Annotated in this window: 17 protein-coding genes and 1 pseudogene; 9 read left to right on the forward strand and 9 right to left on the reverse strand. The window is 66.2% G+C overall.

Annotation, left to right across the window (positions count from 1 at the left end; all coding sequences use genetic code 11):
* From ASC87_RS25680 to ASC87_RS25700, 5 genes are all read right to left on the reverse strand, one after another.
* The coding region (locus ASC87_RS25680) for a recombinase family protein (protein ID WP_157604357.1) at nt 1-2,129 on the reverse strand (2,129 nt) is incomplete at its 3' end.
* Nucleotides 2,119-2,355: a hypothetical protein gene (locus tag ASC87_RS25685; protein ID WP_056669654.1), complete on the reverse strand. Its 237-nt coding sequence runs from the start codon at nt 2,353-2,355 to the stop codon at nt 2,119-2,121. The genes ASC87_RS25680 and ASC87_RS25685, both read right to left, overlap by 11 nt.
* Before the next feature lie 62 nt (nt 2,356-2,417).
* Nucleotides 2,418-2,822 carry a helix-turn-helix domain-containing protein gene (locus ASC87_RS25690; protein WP_235582291.1) on the reverse strand — a complete coding sequence of 135 codons (405 nt, stop codon included), beginning with the start codon at nt 2,820-2,822 and terminating at the stop codon, nt 2,418-2,420.
* Between the two features lie 203 nt (nt 2,823-3,025).
* Nucleotides 3,026-3,325, reverse strand: coding sequence for a DUF5372 family protein (locus tag ASC87_RS25695; RefSeq protein WP_157604358.1), 300 nt, complete (start codon nt 3,323-3,325; stop codon nt 3,026-3,028).
* 390 nt (nt 3,326-3,715) lie between these two features.
* Nucleotides 3,716-3,937 carry a hypothetical protein gene (locus ASC87_RS25700; protein ID WP_056669660.1) on the reverse strand — a complete coding sequence of 74 codons (222 nt, stop codon included), beginning with the start codon at nt 3,935-3,937 and terminating at the stop codon, nt 3,716-3,718.
* A 64-nt stretch (nt 3,938-4,001) separates the two neighbouring features.
* Here ASC87_RS25700 and ASC87_RS25705 point away from each other — a divergent pair, with 64 nt between their 5' ends.
* The 3 genes from ASC87_RS25705 (at nt 4,002) to ASC87_RS25715 (ending at nt 6,395) form a co-directional block, all read left to right on the forward strand.
* Nucleotides 4,002-5,108: a DUF262 domain-containing protein gene (locus tag ASC87_RS25705; protein ID WP_056669663.1), complete on the forward strand. Its 1,107-nt coding sequence runs from the start codon at nt 4,002-4,004 to the stop codon at nt 5,106-5,108.
* Between the two features lie 11 nt (nt 5,109-5,119).
* Nucleotides 5,120-5,767 (forward strand): MAE_28990/MAE_18760 family HEPN-like nuclease, encoded by a 648-nt coding sequence (locus ASC87_RS32190; protein WP_157604359.1) that lies wholly within the window; start codon nt 5,120-5,122, stop codon nt 5,765-5,767.
* Nucleotides 5,768-5,924: 157 nt separating this feature from the next.
* A complete protein-coding gene (locus ASC87_RS25715) occupies nt 5,925-6,395 on the forward strand; it encodes a hypothetical protein (RefSeq protein WP_056669670.1) in 471 nt (156 codons plus the stop codon).
* Nucleotides 6,396-6,950: 555 nt separating this feature from the next.
* Here the strand turns inward: ASC87_RS25715 and ASC87_RS25725 are convergent.
* Nucleotides 6,951-7,724 (reverse strand): DeoR/GlpR family DNA-binding transcription regulator, encoded by a 774-nt coding sequence (locus ASC87_RS25725; protein WP_056669677.1) that lies wholly within the window; start codon nt 7,722-7,724, stop codon nt 6,951-6,953.
* A gap of 172 nt (nt 7,725-7,896) precedes the next feature.
* Here ASC87_RS25725 and ASC87_RS25730 point away from each other — a divergent pair, with 172 nt between their 5' ends.
* Nucleotides 7,897-8,958, forward strand: coding sequence for an MFS transporter (locus ASC87_RS25730; RefSeq protein WP_157604361.1), 1,062 nt, complete (start codon nt 7,897-7,899; stop codon nt 8,956-8,958).
* On the opposite strand, the gene ASC87_RS25735 is transcribed toward ASC87_RS25730, so the two are convergent.
* Together ASC87_RS25735 and ASC87_RS25740 are read right to left on the reverse strand one after the other, a co-directional pair.
* Entirely contained in the window at nt 8,955-9,593 is a 639-nt protein-coding gene (locus tag ASC87_RS25735; protein WP_056669682.1) for a DJ-1/PfpI family protein, read from the reverse strand. The genes ASC87_RS25730 and ASC87_RS25735 overlap by 4 nt on opposite strands.
* 66 nt (nt 9,594-9,659) lie before the next feature.
* Entirely contained in the window at nt 9,660-10,889 is a 1,230-nt protein-coding gene (locus ASC87_RS25740; protein WP_056669685.1) for an SGNH/GDSL hydrolase family protein, read from the reverse strand.
* A gap of 103 nt (nt 10,890-10,992) precedes the next feature.
* Between ASC87_RS25740 and ASC87_RS25745 the strand changes: the two genes are divergently transcribed.
* Both ASC87_RS25745 and ASC87_RS25750 read left to right on the forward strand, forming a co-directional pair.
* Complete coding sequence (locus tag ASC87_RS25745; RefSeq protein ID WP_056669688.1) at nt 10,993-11,898, forward strand: LysR family transcriptional regulator; 906 nt, start codon at nt 10,993-10,995, stop codon at nt 11,896-11,898.
* Nucleotides 11,899-12,020: 122 nt separating this feature from the next.
* Nucleotides 12,021-12,236, forward strand: a complete 216-nt coding sequence (locus ASC87_RS25750; RefSeq protein ID WP_056669691.1) for a hypothetical protein — start codon at nt 12,021-12,023, stop codon at nt 12,234-12,236.
* 14 nt (nt 12,237-12,250) lie between these two features.
* On the opposite strand, the gene ASC87_RS25755 is transcribed toward ASC87_RS25750, so the two are convergent.
* Complete coding sequence (locus ASC87_RS25755) at nt 12,251-13,087, reverse strand: class I SAM-dependent methyltransferase (protein ID WP_056669695.1); 837 nt, start codon at nt 13,085-13,087, stop codon at nt 12,251-12,253.
* A gap of 139 nt (nt 13,088-13,226) precedes the next feature.
* On the opposite strand from ASC87_RS25755, the gene ASC87_RS25760 reads away from it, so the two are divergent.
* The 3 genes and pseudogenes from ASC87_RS25760 to ASC87_RS32810 all read left to right on the forward strand — a co-directional run.
* Entirely contained in the window at nt 13,227-14,240 is a 1,014-nt protein-coding gene (locus ASC87_RS25760) for an AraC family transcriptional regulator (RefSeq protein WP_056669698.1), read from the forward strand.
* A 58-nt stretch (nt 14,241-14,298) separates the two neighbouring features.
* A complete protein-coding gene (locus ASC87_RS25765; RefSeq protein ID WP_056669701.1) occupies nt 14,299-15,276 on the forward strand; it encodes an alpha/beta hydrolase in 978 nt (325 codons plus the stop codon).
* A 420-nt stretch (nt 15,277-15,696) separates the two neighbouring features.
* Nucleotides 15,697-16,583, forward strand: a pseudogene (locus ASC87_RS32810) (DUF6055 domain-containing protein); the annotation flags it as partial.

A 16,583-nucleotide genomic window follows, 5' to 3' on the forward strand; every position in this document is an offset into this window, starting at 1 on the left:
ATATCGATCCCCCAGCCACTACGAACAGCAGCACGCCGCCGCCCAATAGAGTTCAACGTTCCCTTATCGGGCCGTCCGAAGAAGCTTGACCACGACAGGCCGCCGTATCGGCCGCCGACACCACGGATGAGTTGACCACCGCCGGGCGGCTCATACAAGCAGCGGTGATTGTTGCCATAGAGGTGGCGGGTCAGCACCCCCTGTCGGCCGAGCTCGTGAACCGTCGTCGTGGACACTCCAAGTTGTTGCGCGATCTCCTCGCCGGTGAGCATCCCGCGAAGTCGCAGACGCTCGAACCGACTGCGCAGCTTGTAGGCGCTGCGCACGACGATGACCTTCTTCGGCGAGAACGACTCGCCTCGCCAGTTGCGGTGCCCGAGTTCATTGAGTCTGGCGGCCACCTGCTTGTCGGTTGACGTCTCGAGCAACTCGTCGATGAGCTTGACCACGTCCGGCGCCGTCTTGCGGATTTGCGCAATCGGCCGCGGCTTGTCGACGGATAGGCTTTGGGTTCGACCTCCGCGCCAGCGCACGTGCACCGCGATGCTGGGCCCCGCCACCAGGGTCACATCTTCGATCAACAGTGCCAGCATGCGCTTGCGCTCCATCGCGCTGGTTCTGTCGTCATTCCATACCCGCGGGAAGTCGCGTGCAAGGCCGATGATGCGCTTGCGCGCGGGCTCATCGAGTCGAGCCTGCTCATCATCCTGCTGACGTTCGTGCTCGCGCTGCAGTTCGTCGAGCTCGCGCAAGCGCCGATTCCAGTCGGCCTCCAGCGCGTCGGCCACCAAGCGGTTGTCCGGATCCACCTTCGCGTATCGGCGGCGTGCCAACTCGGCTTCGTAGCGGGTACGTTGCAGCTGCGCCTGACGTTGAGCTGCCGTCTGCTCGATGCGGCGGGCGATCTCTTCTTGTACTGCCAGCGCAATCTCGATGGCCGCCGGCGCCACCGTCTCCAGCAGCAGGGACCCGATGGCATCGTCGACCGCCAGACCATGAACCCACTGGCAAGGTTTGCCGGCGCGGCGCACGACCTCTTCTACGCAGCAGTAGTAGGGGCGCAGCCGGCCCGAGAGGTTCTCGTAATGAACGCGCATCCGAGAGCCACACTTCCCGCAGATCAGACGGCCCTGCAGTAGCGCATTGCCCTCACGAGGCATGCGCCCTCTCTCGCCCGGTGAGAAGCCCAGGTTCTCTCGCAGCTTGAGCTGGTTGCGCTCGAACTCCTGCCAATTGATGTAGCCCTCATGGGCATCACGGATCAACACATGCCAGTCCTGCTGCTTGACGCTGCGCTGCACCGGCCGCAACTCGGCGTTGAACGCGATCCTCGAGCGCCCGTAGACGAAGGCCCCCGCGTAGCGCGGGTTGTGCAGGATCTGCAAGGCACGTGACACGTCCAGCGGAGCCCACAGCAGATCACCCTTGCCGATTCCGCGACGTATCCGTCGCGGGAACAGGACCTCCCGAGTCCGCAGGCGGCGGACCACGGCGCAGGCGGAGCCGGTCTCGCGGAAGGCTTCGAACAACATCGCAAGACTGTCTCGGACCTGTCGGTCAGGGTCCAGCACGACCCGTCCGGCGCCGTCGTACACCAAGCCCACAGGCAGGGGCATCTCGAGCTCACCCCGGCGAGCCTTGTTCAGGATGCCGCCTTGCAGGCGGGACTTCAGGATGTGCAACTCGGCTTCGCTCATCGTGCCCTTCAATCCGAGTAGCAGCCGATCGTTGAACTGCGCCGGGTCGTAGACCCCGTCCTCATCGAGGATCAAGGTGCGCGACATCGCTGCCAGTTCGATCAGGCGATGCCAGTCGGCGTTATTGCGTGCAAGGCGCGAGACCTCCAAGCCAAGCACAATGCCGGCGTGTCCCAGCGCTACCTCGGTCACGAGATGCTGGAAGCCGTCGCGGTCGCGTGCCTGGGCGCCAGACAGGCCCAGGTCACTGTCGATGACGTGCACCCGCTCAATCGGCCAGCCGAGCGCGACCGCACGCTCGCGCAGCGCGTACTGGCGCTTGGTGCTCTCCGTGTTCTCGAACACTTGGCGCAGCGATGATTGCCTCACGTACAGGAACGCGTCGCGGCGAAGATGGTCAGCACCGACCTTCAACACAGATTCAGTGGGCATCGTGTACCTCCAACTGGGTTGCCAGCACCATGTCGGCCAGCAACCGCACGAGCTGGCGATCGAGCGTGCTGGTGTGTGCCTCCGGCGATGCCGGCGGCTTGCTCGGTGAGAGCGACGTCGGATCTGCGATGCTCGACAGCACCCGCAGCCCTTGCCACATGCCGTGGAAGGCGAATGCGCCCAGGGCATCGGGTCTGGCCCGGCCAGCGAGCACGTCGGCGCGCACGTGTTCGTAGGCCTGCGTCGCTTCCTCTTGCGGACGTGTCGCAACTGGCGCCGACGAATGCGTCAGCGTTTTTTTTTGCGGGCCATCGCCCGTTCGATACTGCGTGGGTGCACCGTGACGCCAAGCTGGGTGTGCACCAACCTGGCCATCTCGCGGGCCTGCAAAGGCCCGCCGCCGTGATGATGGGACTCGATCACGCCCATGACCTCGGGCGTGAGCTTGTGAGCTGCCTTGGGGCCACGCGGCCGTGGCAGCAAGCCTGCCACACCATCGCGCTCGAACGCGGCCTCTGCCTGGTAGAAGGTGGGTCGCGACAGGCCGAACAAGCTGGCCGCCTCGGCCTTGGTGACGCCTTCCTCTCGCGCATGCCGAAGCATCTCGTACTTGACCTGCACGAGATCGTTGGCGTCGAAGAACCCGCCGGTCTGGAACCAGACGGCCCGCACTCGCTGCGGCTGGGCGTTCAAGATCCCTGCTTGGCGAAGACGATCGATCTTGGTGGGGGACTTCGACACAGCTTGGAGGGTGCTTGATGTGTAAAGAACAATATGCCGCGTACTCCACGCTGTCAAGGATCGTTTGCCGCGAGCCTCCTGGGGAATCGATGGCAGACAAGCAGTCCACAGCGCAGGCGTATAGCTTGACAGGCCAGGCCGCGGCATAAATGCGTTTACGCATGCGGCGTAATTGTCTTGACACGCGATCGCCGGCTGCTGCGGCGCGACGTGATCTCGCCGACCAATGAAGAGAGCGTCAACAGGTCATCTGCGCGCAGGCACGCGCGACCTGCTGCCGCCTGCGTTCTCGCATCCTGTGGATCCACGTCGGTCCAGTCCGCGGGCAGCGAGCGTAGCTGACCTTGCTGGTCGAAGAACATCACACGGTCCTCGCCCCAGTTCTTCTTGCGCGTCGCCAGTACGAGACGCTGGCCCTTCAACGGGTGAAATGGGTGGGTGACTTCGACCTCTATGGTCGCTCCAGTGTTCGCACGACAGGCAGTTCTGGACTTACGAGAACGGGAAGGCTGAGCGCTTCATCCAATCGGCACTGCGGGAGTGGGCCTACGGTCGGGCTTACGAGCACTCAGACCAGCGGCGCGAAGCGCTGCCGGCCGTCTCTCGACTTCACGAAAGAACCTCTTGACTCTTCACAGCTAGGCGTTGACACACGTCAGAAAAAACGCATTGGTAAACACGAATTCTTAGACGACGCACGAGGCAGAAGATCGGCGCCTGTTTCTGCCGATGAGGTGCCGTGGTCGCACGCGTGGCCTGCAGCCGCGTCACGTTGAATGCGGCGGCCACCACGGTGCGCGTCACGCGGGCGGGCATGTTCGCGCGTGCCGGGGCGCGCGACGAACTCACAACGGCTTGTCGACCTGCGCCAACATGCCGCCAGCGGAACGCTGTTCGAACCCGCGCTGCAACTGCCGTGCAGGCTCCCTCCACGCGATCGTCGACGGAGGATCATCTTTGGCGGCGACCTTTGTGCGGTCATCTTGGCGCACGTTGCGGCCAGCCACCACCGCTTCAACAGCCGCCTTCGGGCATCCCAAGGCCTTCGGCTTTGCTCCGCCGCTCATGTCTAACGTTTCATGTGCAGCGACCACACGATATGCTCTGCTGAAACAAGGGCAAGGACACACGATGAGCCTCATTGAACAGATCAACAAGAAGCGTCGGGAGATCAAGACTGACGGCTATCCTATGTCTATAGGCGAGTGGGTCAGCATGTATGAACGGGAAGAGCTGGACATTCACCCAGAGTTCCAACGGTTTTATCGATGGACCACAGCCCAGAAGGCTGGCCTCATTGAGTCGATTCTTTTGGGCATCCCCCTTCCTCCGATATTTGTCAGTCAACGTGACGACGGCGTATGGGATGTGGTGGACGGCCTCCAGCGACTCTCAACGATCTTCCAGTTCATGGGCCTCCTGCGTGACGACGCGGGCAAACGAATGGAGCCACTCACCCTGGAGGGAACAAAGTACTTGCCCGGGCTACGTGGGATCCGGTGGGACATCGAAGGCGACCCAAAGAAGTCGATGCCGAAAGAACTTCAGCTTGTAATGAAGCGCTCCAAGATTGCCGCCAGCATCGTTCTCAAGGAGAGCGACGAGTCGGCCAAATATGACCTCTTCCAACGCTTGAATACGGGTGGGTCAGAGCTCAGTCCGCAAGAGGTCAGAAATTGCTTGCTCCTGATGGTTAACAAGTCATTCTTTGAGTGGCTAAAGGATTTGCCAAGGTTTGATCCCTTCATTGAAGCTACTGCACTGAGTGATCGGCCGCTTGAAGAGGCGTATGACGTGGAGTTGGCACTACGGTTTGTCTTGCTTGCTCAGATTCCGGAAGAAGATATCAGGTCGATCGGAGATGTTGGGGCCTTTCTAACGGACCGTATGTCCGATGTTGCGCAAGATAAGAAGTTTCGCCGCGCAGGCGCAAAGCAGCTCTTTGAGGATACGTTCTCGGTTTTAAACGATGCTCTAGAAGACGCATCGTTCAAGCGATACAACGCGAAGAAAAAGAAGCACGAAGGAGGCTTCCTGCTTTCCATGTTTGAGGTTGTGGCGCTCGGTGTGGCCTATAACCTCGCACACAACACGCTTTGCTCGAAGGGTGAACTCGTCAAGCGAGCGCGATCGGTTTGGGGCAGTTCTGCTTTTACCGACTGGGCGACGTCTGGCGTCACGGCGAGCAGAAGACTCCCGCGCCTGATTCCTCTCGGCCGCAAGCTCTTCGCGGCATAGGGGAAGCCCCCATGATTCGAACGACGGATCAGCTCATAGATCGAATCGCCGGTGACCTAGTCTGGCGCCGGCGCGAACTTACCGATATGCGCGCACTTGTGCAGGAGTCATCCAGCCAACTGCGATGTCGCGTCGTCATTCGGGCCGCCGTTGCGCTGCTGTACGCTCATTGGGAAGGATTCGTTAAGTCAACATCCTCGTTCTATCTTGAGTTCGTGGCCTCGCATCGAATCCCGTATCGAAAACTCGCTCCAAACTTTGTCGGTTTATCGCTCAGGTCAAAATATTTCGAGCTTGGCGCAAGCGAGAAAATTTCGAGCGGAAATCTCTTGGCTGACTTCTTCTGCACGTCGCTGGATGCGCAGTCAAGAGTGCCGTACAAAAACGTTGTGGATACGAAGTCCAATCTTTCCTCGAAAGTCCTGCTTGATATACTCGCGGCACCCGGTCTCGATCACTCGCAGTTTGAGACTCGTCTAAGGTTCATCGACTCCAGCTTGGTCAGTCCCCGCAATCATATTGCGCACGGAGAGGATCTATCCCTGAAGGTGGCTGAATATTTGGAGCTTCACGATGACGTGATAGCTTTAATCGAGCTCTTTCGAAATGAGGTCGAAAACTCTTCGGTGCTTAGGCGCTTTGAGCGCGCCGCTGTGTAGTCCACTCCGCGCATTGGGGTGAAACCTAACTCGTCCATCGAGCGGACGTCACCAAAGCGGCTTCGCCCCTTTGGCGCCCGCCGCCCATGTCAAACGTTAGGGACCCAAGAAAATTCCGCACAGCGCAATCCCGCAGTACCATGAACTGGAGGAGGTAATGGACATAAAGTACTGGAAGGCGCTCGCCGGACTGGGTATCCCAGGGGTAGCGCTCGGACTGTTCTATAAGCTGTACGACAAGTTCGACTGGCCGCTAGCAAGACTTGCCCCGGAGCTGGTCTTTGTGTTGATATTAGTCTTCATGCTGTTAATTTCGGCCGTAGTGTTCTTTGCTCTGTTCCTATGGCGCCCGCGTCCAGAAGTAAAGACCACCAGCACCGGTGTATCGATCAGCATTCCGAAGAACTGCACACTGCGTGCCGCCGCCACCGTGGTCGCCCGCGATCGCCTGATCGCGTTTGAAGGTTTCTCAGAGAACGAACTTTCGTCCCCGCTAGAGCCTCGCCAGCTCACGGCTGCGACTCCTGAATACCTTATCGAGCAGCTTGGAAGGATCGCAACGCGAAACGTGCGTTCGTATCGCGTGTCCGTCGCGTCGGCAGGAAACTATGTCGCGCGCGTTGCCTGAGTCACTGGGAGACTAATATGCCGAACGTGTGCAAGTGCCCAACTCCGCCGGGTGGTCAAGCAACCTGCAATGATGACCAACTCGCGATTTGCAGAGTTATTAACGGTTTCGCCCATACGGAATGTGCGGACGTTCCGGATGATCTGGGTTCGCTCGCGTCCACCACGGCGAGAAACTGGATACTCTCCAAGGTTTTTCAAGTTCAGCGCAGCTCGTTTCAACAGATTGACCAAGCCGAGTTTGCGATTCTGGGTCGAGGGCGGTATCAAATTCCCGGATCGGCAGATGTAGTTCACTTCAAGATTCCCGTTGGTAGTCGCCGAAGTCGCCCATCCGGGGCCTAACAGGCTGCTGAAATTGCTGCTGAGGGCCGCGTCTGATGTCGCGTGGCGTTGAGTTGGCGATCCGCGATATTCGGGTTGATCGGACCTTGCTCGCCCTTCGATTGAGCAGCGCCGGGCGCCACACGCAGCGCGACGAGGCGGTGTCGCGCCTGCTGGCCGCACGATTCCACGGTTCGTCCGAACATCTCAGGGCGTCAAGCCTGCCGGGCCGCTAAGCGCTAGGGTCGGCCGCGAGCCGCACGTCCACGCCCCTCGCCGCCAGTTCGGGCCAGGGCCGGTCGGTGACGAACGTGTGCACCTGAGGCCAGTCGGCCACACGGTAGGGTGCTACATCGTCCACCTTCGCGTGGTCGGCGAGCACCATCGTGCGCCGGGCCACGCGCACCATCGCCTGCTTGAGCATCGCGTCGGGTTCCTCGGTGGCGGTGACCCCCGCGGCCAGGTCCACCGCACACACACCGGGCACGGCCCAGTCGGCCCGGTGGTTCGCGAGCATCTCGCACGTGGCGTGGCCCCAGAACGCACGGTGCTCGGGCTGCCACACCCCGCCCAGCACCACGAGCTGCACCGCACGGTCGCGGTCGAACACCGCGGCCACGTCGAGCGAGTTGGTGATGACGGTGAGCGGACGCACCGTGAGCGCGCGGGCCATCGCAAGCGTGGTGGACCCCGCGTCGAGCACGACGGACTGGCCGGCCTCGATCAGCCCGGCGCCGGTGTGCCCGAGCGCGTCCTTCACCTTCGCGAGCACCGCCGAACGGCCCCCGAAACCGAGACGCGACGTGTCGATGGATACCGCCCCGCCATGCGTGCGTTGCAGCACCCCGCTGGCCTGCAGGGCTTCGAGGTCGCGGCGGATGGTGTGCTCGGATACCTCGAGCAAACGCGCCAATTCGAGCACCTCGACACGGCCATGGGCATTCAACCAGTCAAGGATGCGGGCGTGGCGTTCGTGGGTGAACCGGGGTGGGGCGGGCGTTTGCATGCCCCGATTGTAAATGCTTGCATTTGCTCGAAGTTGCTCGATTCGAGCAAATCCACTAGCATCCGCGCATGCCGTCCATCCCACTCCCCGCACCCAGGCCGACCCCGTGTCGGCCGCCCATTGGGCCGTCGCGGCCGTCTTCTTTTGCAACGGCGCAGGTTTCGCGAGTTGGGTGTCCCGCATCCCCGCCGTGCGCGATGGCGTGGGCCTGAACGAGGGGGAACTCGGCACGGCGCTCTTTGCGTTGGCCGCCGGCGCCATCGTGGCGTTTCGCCTGTCCGCCCGCGGGGCCGACATCCTCGGCACCCGCACGCAGCTCCTGCTGGCCGCGGCGCTCTACAGCTTCGCGCTGCCGCAGCCCGCGCTGGTGGGCTCGCACCTCGCGCTGGCCCTCACGCTGTTCGTGTTCGGCGCCGCCAACGGCGCGGTCGACATCACCATGAACGCGCTGGGCGTCGAGGTGGAGCGCCGCGCCGGCCGGCCGGTGATGTCGTCGTTGCACGGCATGTGGAGTGCCGGCGGGTTGGCCGGGGCGGTGCTGGGCAGCCTCGCGGCCCACCAGGGGTTGTCGCCCGCGGTGCACCTCACCGCGGTGGCCGTGGTGCTGGCGGTGGTGCTGGCCGTGGTGCGCCCGCTGCTGCCCGACGTGGTCCAGCGTGATGCTGCGCCGGCCCCCGTGTCGAAAGGCCGACCCGATGCGTCGATGATGGCCCTCGGTGCCATGGCGCTGTGCGCGTTCCTCGCCGAAGGGGCCATGGCCGACTGGAGCGCCGTGCTGCTGCGTGACACGCTGGACACCAGCGAGGCAGTGGCCGCGTGGGGCTACGCCGCGTTCGCGGTGGCCATGACCACGATGCGTTTCGTGGGCGACCGGGCCACGCAGCGGTTCAGCGCGGTGTCGGTGCTGCGCGTGGGCAATGCGGTGGGTGCGGTGGCGCTGGCCGTGGCGCTGGCCACGCGGTCGTTGCCGGTCACGCTCGTGGCGTTCGGGGTCGCGGGGCTGAGCCTCGCGCTGGTGGCGCCGGTGGTGTTCGCCACTGCGGGCCGCCGCAGCCGCACCACGCCGGGCCATGGCATCGCCACGGTGGCGAGTGTCGGGTATGCGGGCTTTCTGCTTGGCCCGCCGGTGATCGGCTGGGTGGCTTCGTTCGCCGGACTCAGCGTGTCGTTCGGGTTGCTTGTGGTGCTGCTCGCTGCGCTCGCGGTGATGGCGGGCCAACTGAAGGAACACTAAACCTCGGCCCCTTCGGCCGCCTGCTGCATGCGCGCGTACCAGGCCGGCTGCCCGGTCTTGTAGAGCTGGTACCAGGCCTCCAGTACGTCGTCGTCGTAGATGCCCAGTTCGCTGAAGATGGCGCGGGCGAATTCCAGCGGGGCCATGCCGCCCGCGGTGATGAGCCCGGAGCCCACCACCACCGGCTCGTTCCGGTAGAACGCCGAGCCGTCGTAGCCGGTGCCGTTCAGGTAGGCCTGGGCGTTGCTCGTGTGGTTGCGGTCGTCCAGGAGGCCGGCTTTCGCGAGGCCGGCGGTGGCACCGCAGATGGCCGCCACCGGCACGCCCTGGTCGAGGAAATCGCCGGCCTTGTTGATGGCCCACATGTGGGCGCTGTCGTTGTCTTCCCAGCCGTCGCCGCCCGGCAGGATCAGCATCGCGCTGTCGGCCGGCCGGATCTGGTCGAGGCCCAGGTCGGGCACCACCGTGAGCCCGCCTGCCGAGCGCACCGGCGCATGGCGCCATGGCCCCACCGTGCGCACCTGCCACTGGCCGGGGCGGCGCTGGAACTTCGGCTGCTGGATGCCGGCCACGGCAAACGCGGCTTCCCAATCGGCAAAGCCGTCGAAAACATACAGGTGAACGGTCTGGGGCATGCGGGGTCTCCGTGAATCGGGCGGCGATCCGGAGAGGGGGCATTCAGCGTGCCTGCCCCCGCACGTTCAACGCAACGTGTCGAGGTCCACAGCCGCGGCCATCGCGCGGTACCCGGCATCACCCGGGTGCAGGTGATCGCCCGAGTCGAAGGCCGGCAGCAGCCGGGCCGGGTGGGCCGGGTCTCGCAGCGTGGCGTCGAAGTCCACGACCGCGTCGAACGCCCCGCTGGTCCGGATCCACGCATTCACGGCCTCGCGCACCCGGTCCTTCGCGGGCGAGTGGTGCCCTTCGAGCGGTGTGCCCTGCAGCGCACCTTCGAATGGCGGGATCGTGGCACCGATCACCCGCACGCCATGCACCCGCGCGCGTTCGATGAGCTGGCGGTAGCCGGCGACCATCCCCTCGAGGGTGGCCGGCACCTCGGCGGGGGCGAACGGGCCGCCGGCCCAGCCGATGTCGTTGGTGCCCAGCAGCACGATCACCGCACGCACCCCGGGTGTGGCAAACACTTCCTGCGCGAACCGGGCCGACGCGCTGGTGCCCATGCCGTCCTTCAGCAGGCGGGCGCCGGAGATGCCGGCGTTCAACACCGCCGTGCCGCGCGGGGCGAGGCGTTCGGCCAGCGCGTCGGGCCAGCGGCGGTCCGTGCCCGGTGTGGCGCCGTTGCCGTCGGTGATCGAATCGCCGAGCGTCACGACACTGCCGGTGCCAGGAGGCGCCTGCACCAGGAGGCCGCTGACAAACACCCGCACCGGCAGCGGTGTGGTGTTGCCGCCAAGCGTGGTCTCGGCCACCCCCTGGCCGGTGGCCACGTGCCCGGTGTCACGTGCTTCCCAGTGGAACGTGGACGGTGCGGTGGGGCCAGGCACGAACAGCGACACCGCCACCCGCGCGAGTGGCGCCACCCGCAGGTCGACCGGGTCGCTGACCGCCTCGCCACCCGGAGGCACCTCGACACTGGCCGTGCCGCCGAACGTCACGGGCCGATGGGAGCCCGGCATCACGCCGGCGCCGGCGCCCGCCAGCGCGAACCCGGCGGCACCGATGCGCAGCGGCGTGGTGCCGTACGCGTTCGAGACGACCACGCGCCAGCGTGTGCCGCCCAGGCTCACCCGCATGGGCTGGCGGATGGTCTGCTGCTGGAACTGGAACGGCGCGAACGTGGGCAAGACGAAGTCGCCACCCCACAGCGGCTGCGGGCTGGCGCGCCACGCGCCCACCCAGGGGTCGGCGGCGTGGGCGGTGGTGGAGGCGACGGCGAGCACGGCGGTCAGAAGCAGGGCCTTGAGGTTCATGGCAGGCGATCGGTGAGTGAACGAGCCCTCACGGTAGGTTCTTCCACTTCATCGCGGAAGCCTGCAAAATTGAATGAACCCCATTCGATTCTGGAATGACCCCATGGACACCTTGAAGGCGATGGCCACCTACGTGCGGGCCGTCGAACTGGGCAGCCTGTCGGCCGCGGCGCGCGAGCTGCGCATCACCCAACCCACCGTCAGCAAGGCGGTGGCGGCGCTCGAAAAAACCGTGGGGGTGCGGCTGCTCGAACGCAGCACCGTGCACCTCGCGCCCACCGACGAAGGGCAGCAGTTCTACGTGCACGCGCGCCGCGTGCTCGAGCAGCACGCCGAGGCACTCGATGCCGCACGCGGCCTGGCGGGTTCACCGAGCGGGCTGCTGCGCATCAACGCCCCGCTGGCCATCGGGCAACTGCGCCTGAACGCCTGGCTGCTCGGGTTCCTGCGCATCCACGCCGGCGTGCAGGCCGAGCTGATCCTGAACGACCGGTTCGTGGACCTGGTGGAGGAGGGCGTGGACGTGGCGCTGCGCCTCGGCGGCCCGCCGCCGCCCCACGTGGTGGCGCGCGAGGTGGGGGTGTCGCGGCGAGGCCTGGTGGCGTCGCCGGCCTACGTCGCGAATGCCCCGCGCATCCGGCGCCCGCAAGACCTGGCGGGGCACGAGGTGCTGCAGTTCGCATGGGCCACGTCGCTCGACACCCTCACGCTCGACGGCCCGCGCGGCGCCCGCGAGACGGTGGCGGTGTCGGGCCGGTACCGGGTCAACAGCTCGATGTCGATCCGCGAGGCGCTGGTGCTGGGCGCCGGGCCCGGTCTCGCGCCCGACTGGCTCGTGCGGGACCTGCTCGACCGCGGCGACCTCGTGCGCGTGCTGCCCACCTGGCGCGCCGAGCCGCAGCGGGCCTGGGTGATGTACCAGGCCCAGCGCTACCGGCCGGCCCGCACACGGTTGCTCATCGACGCGCTGGCGGCGGCGGTGCCGGGGTGGCCGGGGTTTCAACGGTAGCGTGGGACGCGCGAAGCGGGGTGCACTTCCGAAGCGTCGATCGGGCCGGCCGCCGTAGCGTTTTTTCTGGAGGAGGCCGGTTTGTCACTGTTTTTCTCTTCTCCAAACCGGATTTGTGTAACTTGAACATCGGATTCAAGGCCCTGGAGGCCCAGTACGGCATGCCGAATGCAGATGCCGCTCGCATGATCCGGTCGATTCAGGAGAGCGGCTGGCGCATCTCAGGCAAGCTTGCGAAGGAGTACCCGCCGCTGGACGACAAGGCATTGGCGTTGCAAGTTGTCGAGGCCGTGCAGTCTGCGTTCGAGGACCGGGAGCCGGTGCCCATCATCCACTGAGCACCGGGCGGGCATCAACCCACGGTGATCACGATCTCGGCGTACTCGCCCGGCGCCACCAGCCCGCGCCCGCCGCCAACGTCGAATTCGTTCAGCAGCCCGGTGATGTCACGCTCCAGCGCGGCCTGCCCCGCGGCATCGAGCGCGGCGAAGGCCTTGTGGGTGGGGCCATACAGGTCGCGGAACACCTGCACGAAGTGTGCGGCCGAGAAGTAGCGGAACATGAACAGCTTCCGTTCCACGCGCAGCTGGTGGGCCACCGGGCCGAACAGCGAGACCAGGTGGGCCTCGGTGCCCCAGAGCGACGGTGAGCGCAGTCCGGCCGGTGGTGGCACATGGGTGCCCACGATCTTCAGCAGGCGGCCGATGAGGCCGTCCGGCGTCCAGTTCGCCAAGCCGATGCGGCCGCCCGGGCGCACCACGCGCAGCAGTTCGCTCGCGGCGCGCGCCTGGTTGGGCGCGAACATCACGCCGAAGGTCGACAGCACGACGTCGAAGCTGCCGGCCTCGAAGGGCAGGGCCTCGGCATCGGCCACCTCGAAGTGCACATCCAGGCCTTCGGCCTCGGCGCGGCGGCGGCCCTTGTCCAGCAGGGCCGGCACGAAGTCGGTGGAGGTCACCTCGGCGAAGCGGCGAGCCGCGGCCAGCGTGGCGTTGCCATTGCCCGCGGCGACGTCGAGCACCTGTTCGCCGGCGCGCAGGTCGACGGCTTCGGCGAGCATCTCGCCCACGATCTGGAGCTTGGTGCCAATCACGGAAAAGTCGCCGCTGGCCCAGGTGGCCTGTTGGCGTTGCTTGATCGCGGTGTAGTCCGGGGCGGTGGTCTGGGAGGGCGTGGCGGTGGCGGTCATGGTGGAACTCCTCTCGGGTAGGTGATTGCCGACGCGGCCGTTGTCGGTGCGCCTATGATTCGCTGCAGCGCCTTCCGGCGCTTGACCCACCGTCTTGCCGCTTTGCTCGCGCGTCCGCCAACCCGATGTCCGCAGCACCATGACGACCCTCGACCCGCTGTCCGACGTGTTGCGCAGTGTGCGGTTGCGCGGGTCTGTCTTCTTCCACGTCAGTTGCCGCGGTCAGTGGGCGGCCCAGGCCGCCCCGTCGCGTGAGCTCGCGCCGGCCGTGATGCCGGGTGCCGAACACGTGATCGAGTACCACCTGTTCGTCAAGGGCGAGGGGTGGGTGGCGGTCGACGGGGAGCCCCCGTTGAGGGTGAGCGAGGGGGGCATCGTGATGTTGCCCCACGGTGATGCGCACGTGGTGTCCAGCGCGCCGGGCATGCGGCCGTGGCCCGAGGACAACTGGTTGTTCCGGATGCTCGACGACCCCAAGCCCATCCCGGTGACGTACCACGGGAACATGGTCGAGCCGGGTTCCCGGCTGCCCATCGACGACGCCAGCACGGTGATCGTGTGCGGTTTCATTGCATGCGACCTGCGGCCGTTCAACCCGCTGATCGACGCACTGCCGAAGTTGCTGCACCTGCCCGCCGAGGGCGTTGGCGCCTGGGTGGCACCGATGCTCGAACACGCGGTGTCGGAGTCGGCGGCCCGGCGCGCCGGCTCCGCCGCGCTGCTGGAACGCGTCAGCGAGATGGTGTTCGTCGACAGCGCACGGCGCTACTTCGACTCACTGCCCCCCCAGTCACAAGGTTGGCTCGGCGCCTTGCGCGACCGGCAGGTGGGCCGCGCCATCGCGCTGATGCACGCCGAACCCGCCGAGGCCTGGACGCTGGAGGACCTGGGCCACCGCGCAGGCCTGTCGCGCTCGGCCCTGCACGAACGGTTTGTCGCGCTCACCGGCCTGGCGCCAATGCAGTACCTGGCCCGATGGCGCATGCAATGTGGTGCCCGCTTGCTGCGGGAAAGCCACGCCAACGTGGCGGCCGTGGCGCTTGAAGTGGGCTACGACTCGGAGGCGGCGTTCGCCCGCGCGTTCAAGCGTGCCACCGGGTCGCCGCCGGCCGCGTGGCGGCGCGCGCAGCGGCAGTCGGCCGGGTCACAATGACACCAGGCAGGCGATGATCGCATCGCCATCTGCCGACCCGAATCTACGGAGACTGCCTGTGCATCGCATTTCACGGATTCTTTCGACCGCGCTCGCCGTCGGCGCGCTGGTCTGTGCCCCGGCGCACGCCGAGGGCATCGTCGGCACGGGCTTTCCGGCTGGCTTCCCGGTGATCGAGGACACCTCGCTCGCCAAGCCGGTGATCGGCTTCGGCGCGGCGGGGCCGGTCACGCGCGTGCCGGTGATCTTCCTGCATGGCAACAACGACACGCCGTTCCCGACCGCCTGCAACCCATTCGGTCGCGTACAGGCCTTTGCGCAATACCTCGCCGAGCGCGGCTATGCCGCCAGCGAACTCTGGGCGCTCGGCTACCAGGGCGACCAGTGCAACCTCGCGGCTGACCAGACCAACCGCTCGCGCATCGCGCACACCGTCGCGGCGAACGTGCCGGACCTGAGCCGCTTCGTCGCCGCGGTGCTGGCCTACACCGGTGCGCGCGAGGTCGACATCGTCGCGCACAGCCTGGGCGTGCCACTGGCGCGCGAGTGGATGCGCCAGGAACACGCGTACCACCAGGTGCGGCGTTTCGTCGCGGTCGACGGGCCGAACCACGGCATCATCAATTGCTCGCCGAACCCGCTCAACTACTTTCAGGCACCGGCGGCTGGCGGCTTCACGCCGGCGAGCGAGGTCTGCAAGGAGCTCGGCTCGCCCGACACGCCGTTCCTGAAACGGCTGAACCGCGGCGACGACACCCCGGGCCCGACGCGCGTGCTGGTGATCCGCAATGCCGACAAGAGCTTCGTCTACTTCCCGGTGCAGGATGGTGCGATCGCGCCGGTGCCGGCCGAGGATTCGTTCGGCCGCCCGACCCCGTTCTCGCACAGCGCGAGCCTGCAAGGCGCGGCCGAGTTGAATCTGCTCGGACAGGGCGCGTTCGACCCGGTGCTGGGCAGCTCGCACATGGGCATCCTGAACTCCCCGCAGACCTGGGACGCGACCTTCGACTTCCTGAGCGCGCGGCCCCACCGCTGAGAGGCAAGCGCGGGCTCGAACCGCCCTCAGCGTCCACGCCACTTCGATCAGGCATGGGCGGCTCGGCATCGACGGTGGATGTGGGCAAGGCCATCGCATCTGCGCTTGAGCCATAGGCCGGGTTCAGCGCCGCCGGCCCCGCCTTCTTTCGATGACGTCCAGATCGATCCGGGCGAATTGAAGGAACGCGGCGGCTGCGAACTGCTTACAGAACTTACTCGGTCGGATGCGTGAACGGTCAAGAAGGTCCCGCCGCCTGGCGGAATATGCGCACCGTGATGCAACACCTCTCCCGGCGTGGGCGTAGCCGGGTTGGCGGTTGCGATTCGCCGGACCTTTCTGGAATGCCTCGCCATGACCTCTCGCCGTTGCGCGCCCCGCCCATCGTCCCGTCAACCTGAGCCGGTACGTCACGCCTTGGTGTCTGCCCGCGCCTGGCGCCTGGCCGCGCTGGTGCCCCTGATCGCGCTTGTCGCGGCCTGCGGTGGCGGCTCGGGAGGGGACACCGTCGCGCAGACACCAACGGCTTCGCCATCGCCATCGCCGTCTCCCACGCCCACGCCCACGCCCACGCCCGCGCCCGCGCCCGCGCCCGCGCCCGCGCCCGCGCCGGCGCCGGCGCCCGCGCCAGCGCCAGCGCCAGCCCCTGCGCCTGCACCTGCACCTGCACCTGCACCTGCACCTGCACCTGCACCTGCACCTGCACCTGCACCTGCACCTGCACCTGCACCTGCACCTGCACCTGCACCTGCACCTGCACCTGCACCTGCACCTGCACCCGCACCCGCACCCGCACCCGCACCGGCACCGGCACCGGCACCGGCGGTCGACGAGGGCACCACGGCAACCACCTGGGCACCGGCCAACGCCACCCCGAAGCCGGCTGTCACCCCGGGCACCTGGCGCGCCGGTGGCCCCAACCCCGAACAGTCGCACTTCAAGCTGCTCAAGGAATCGGCCCACTTCGCCTTCTATTCGGACGAGACCCTCTCCGAGGCCGACCTGACCCTGGCGGCCGAGACGCTCGAGAACACGGTCTGGCAGAACCTGTTCAATTCGAACCTGCTGATGCCCGAGCCGTTCTACAACAAGGCCGACAAGATCAAGCCCGCCATCCACATCCACTCCGGCTGGGGCCTGACCGGCGGCGCCTGGGTGGATCCCCAGCGCAACCTGCACATGGGCATGTGGATCGCGCCCAGTGCGCTGAAGGACCGTTGGGGCCTCACGCACGAGTTCACGCACGGTTGGCAGTTCTGGGCCACGAACAACGGCGGCATGGCCTGCAACCAGTCGAACACCTGCGG

This window comes from Rhizobacter sp. Root1221 (assembly GCF_001425785.1).
Classification (GTDB): Bacteria; Pseudomonadota; Gammaproteobacteria; order Burkholderiales; family Burkholderiaceae_C; genus Rhizobacter.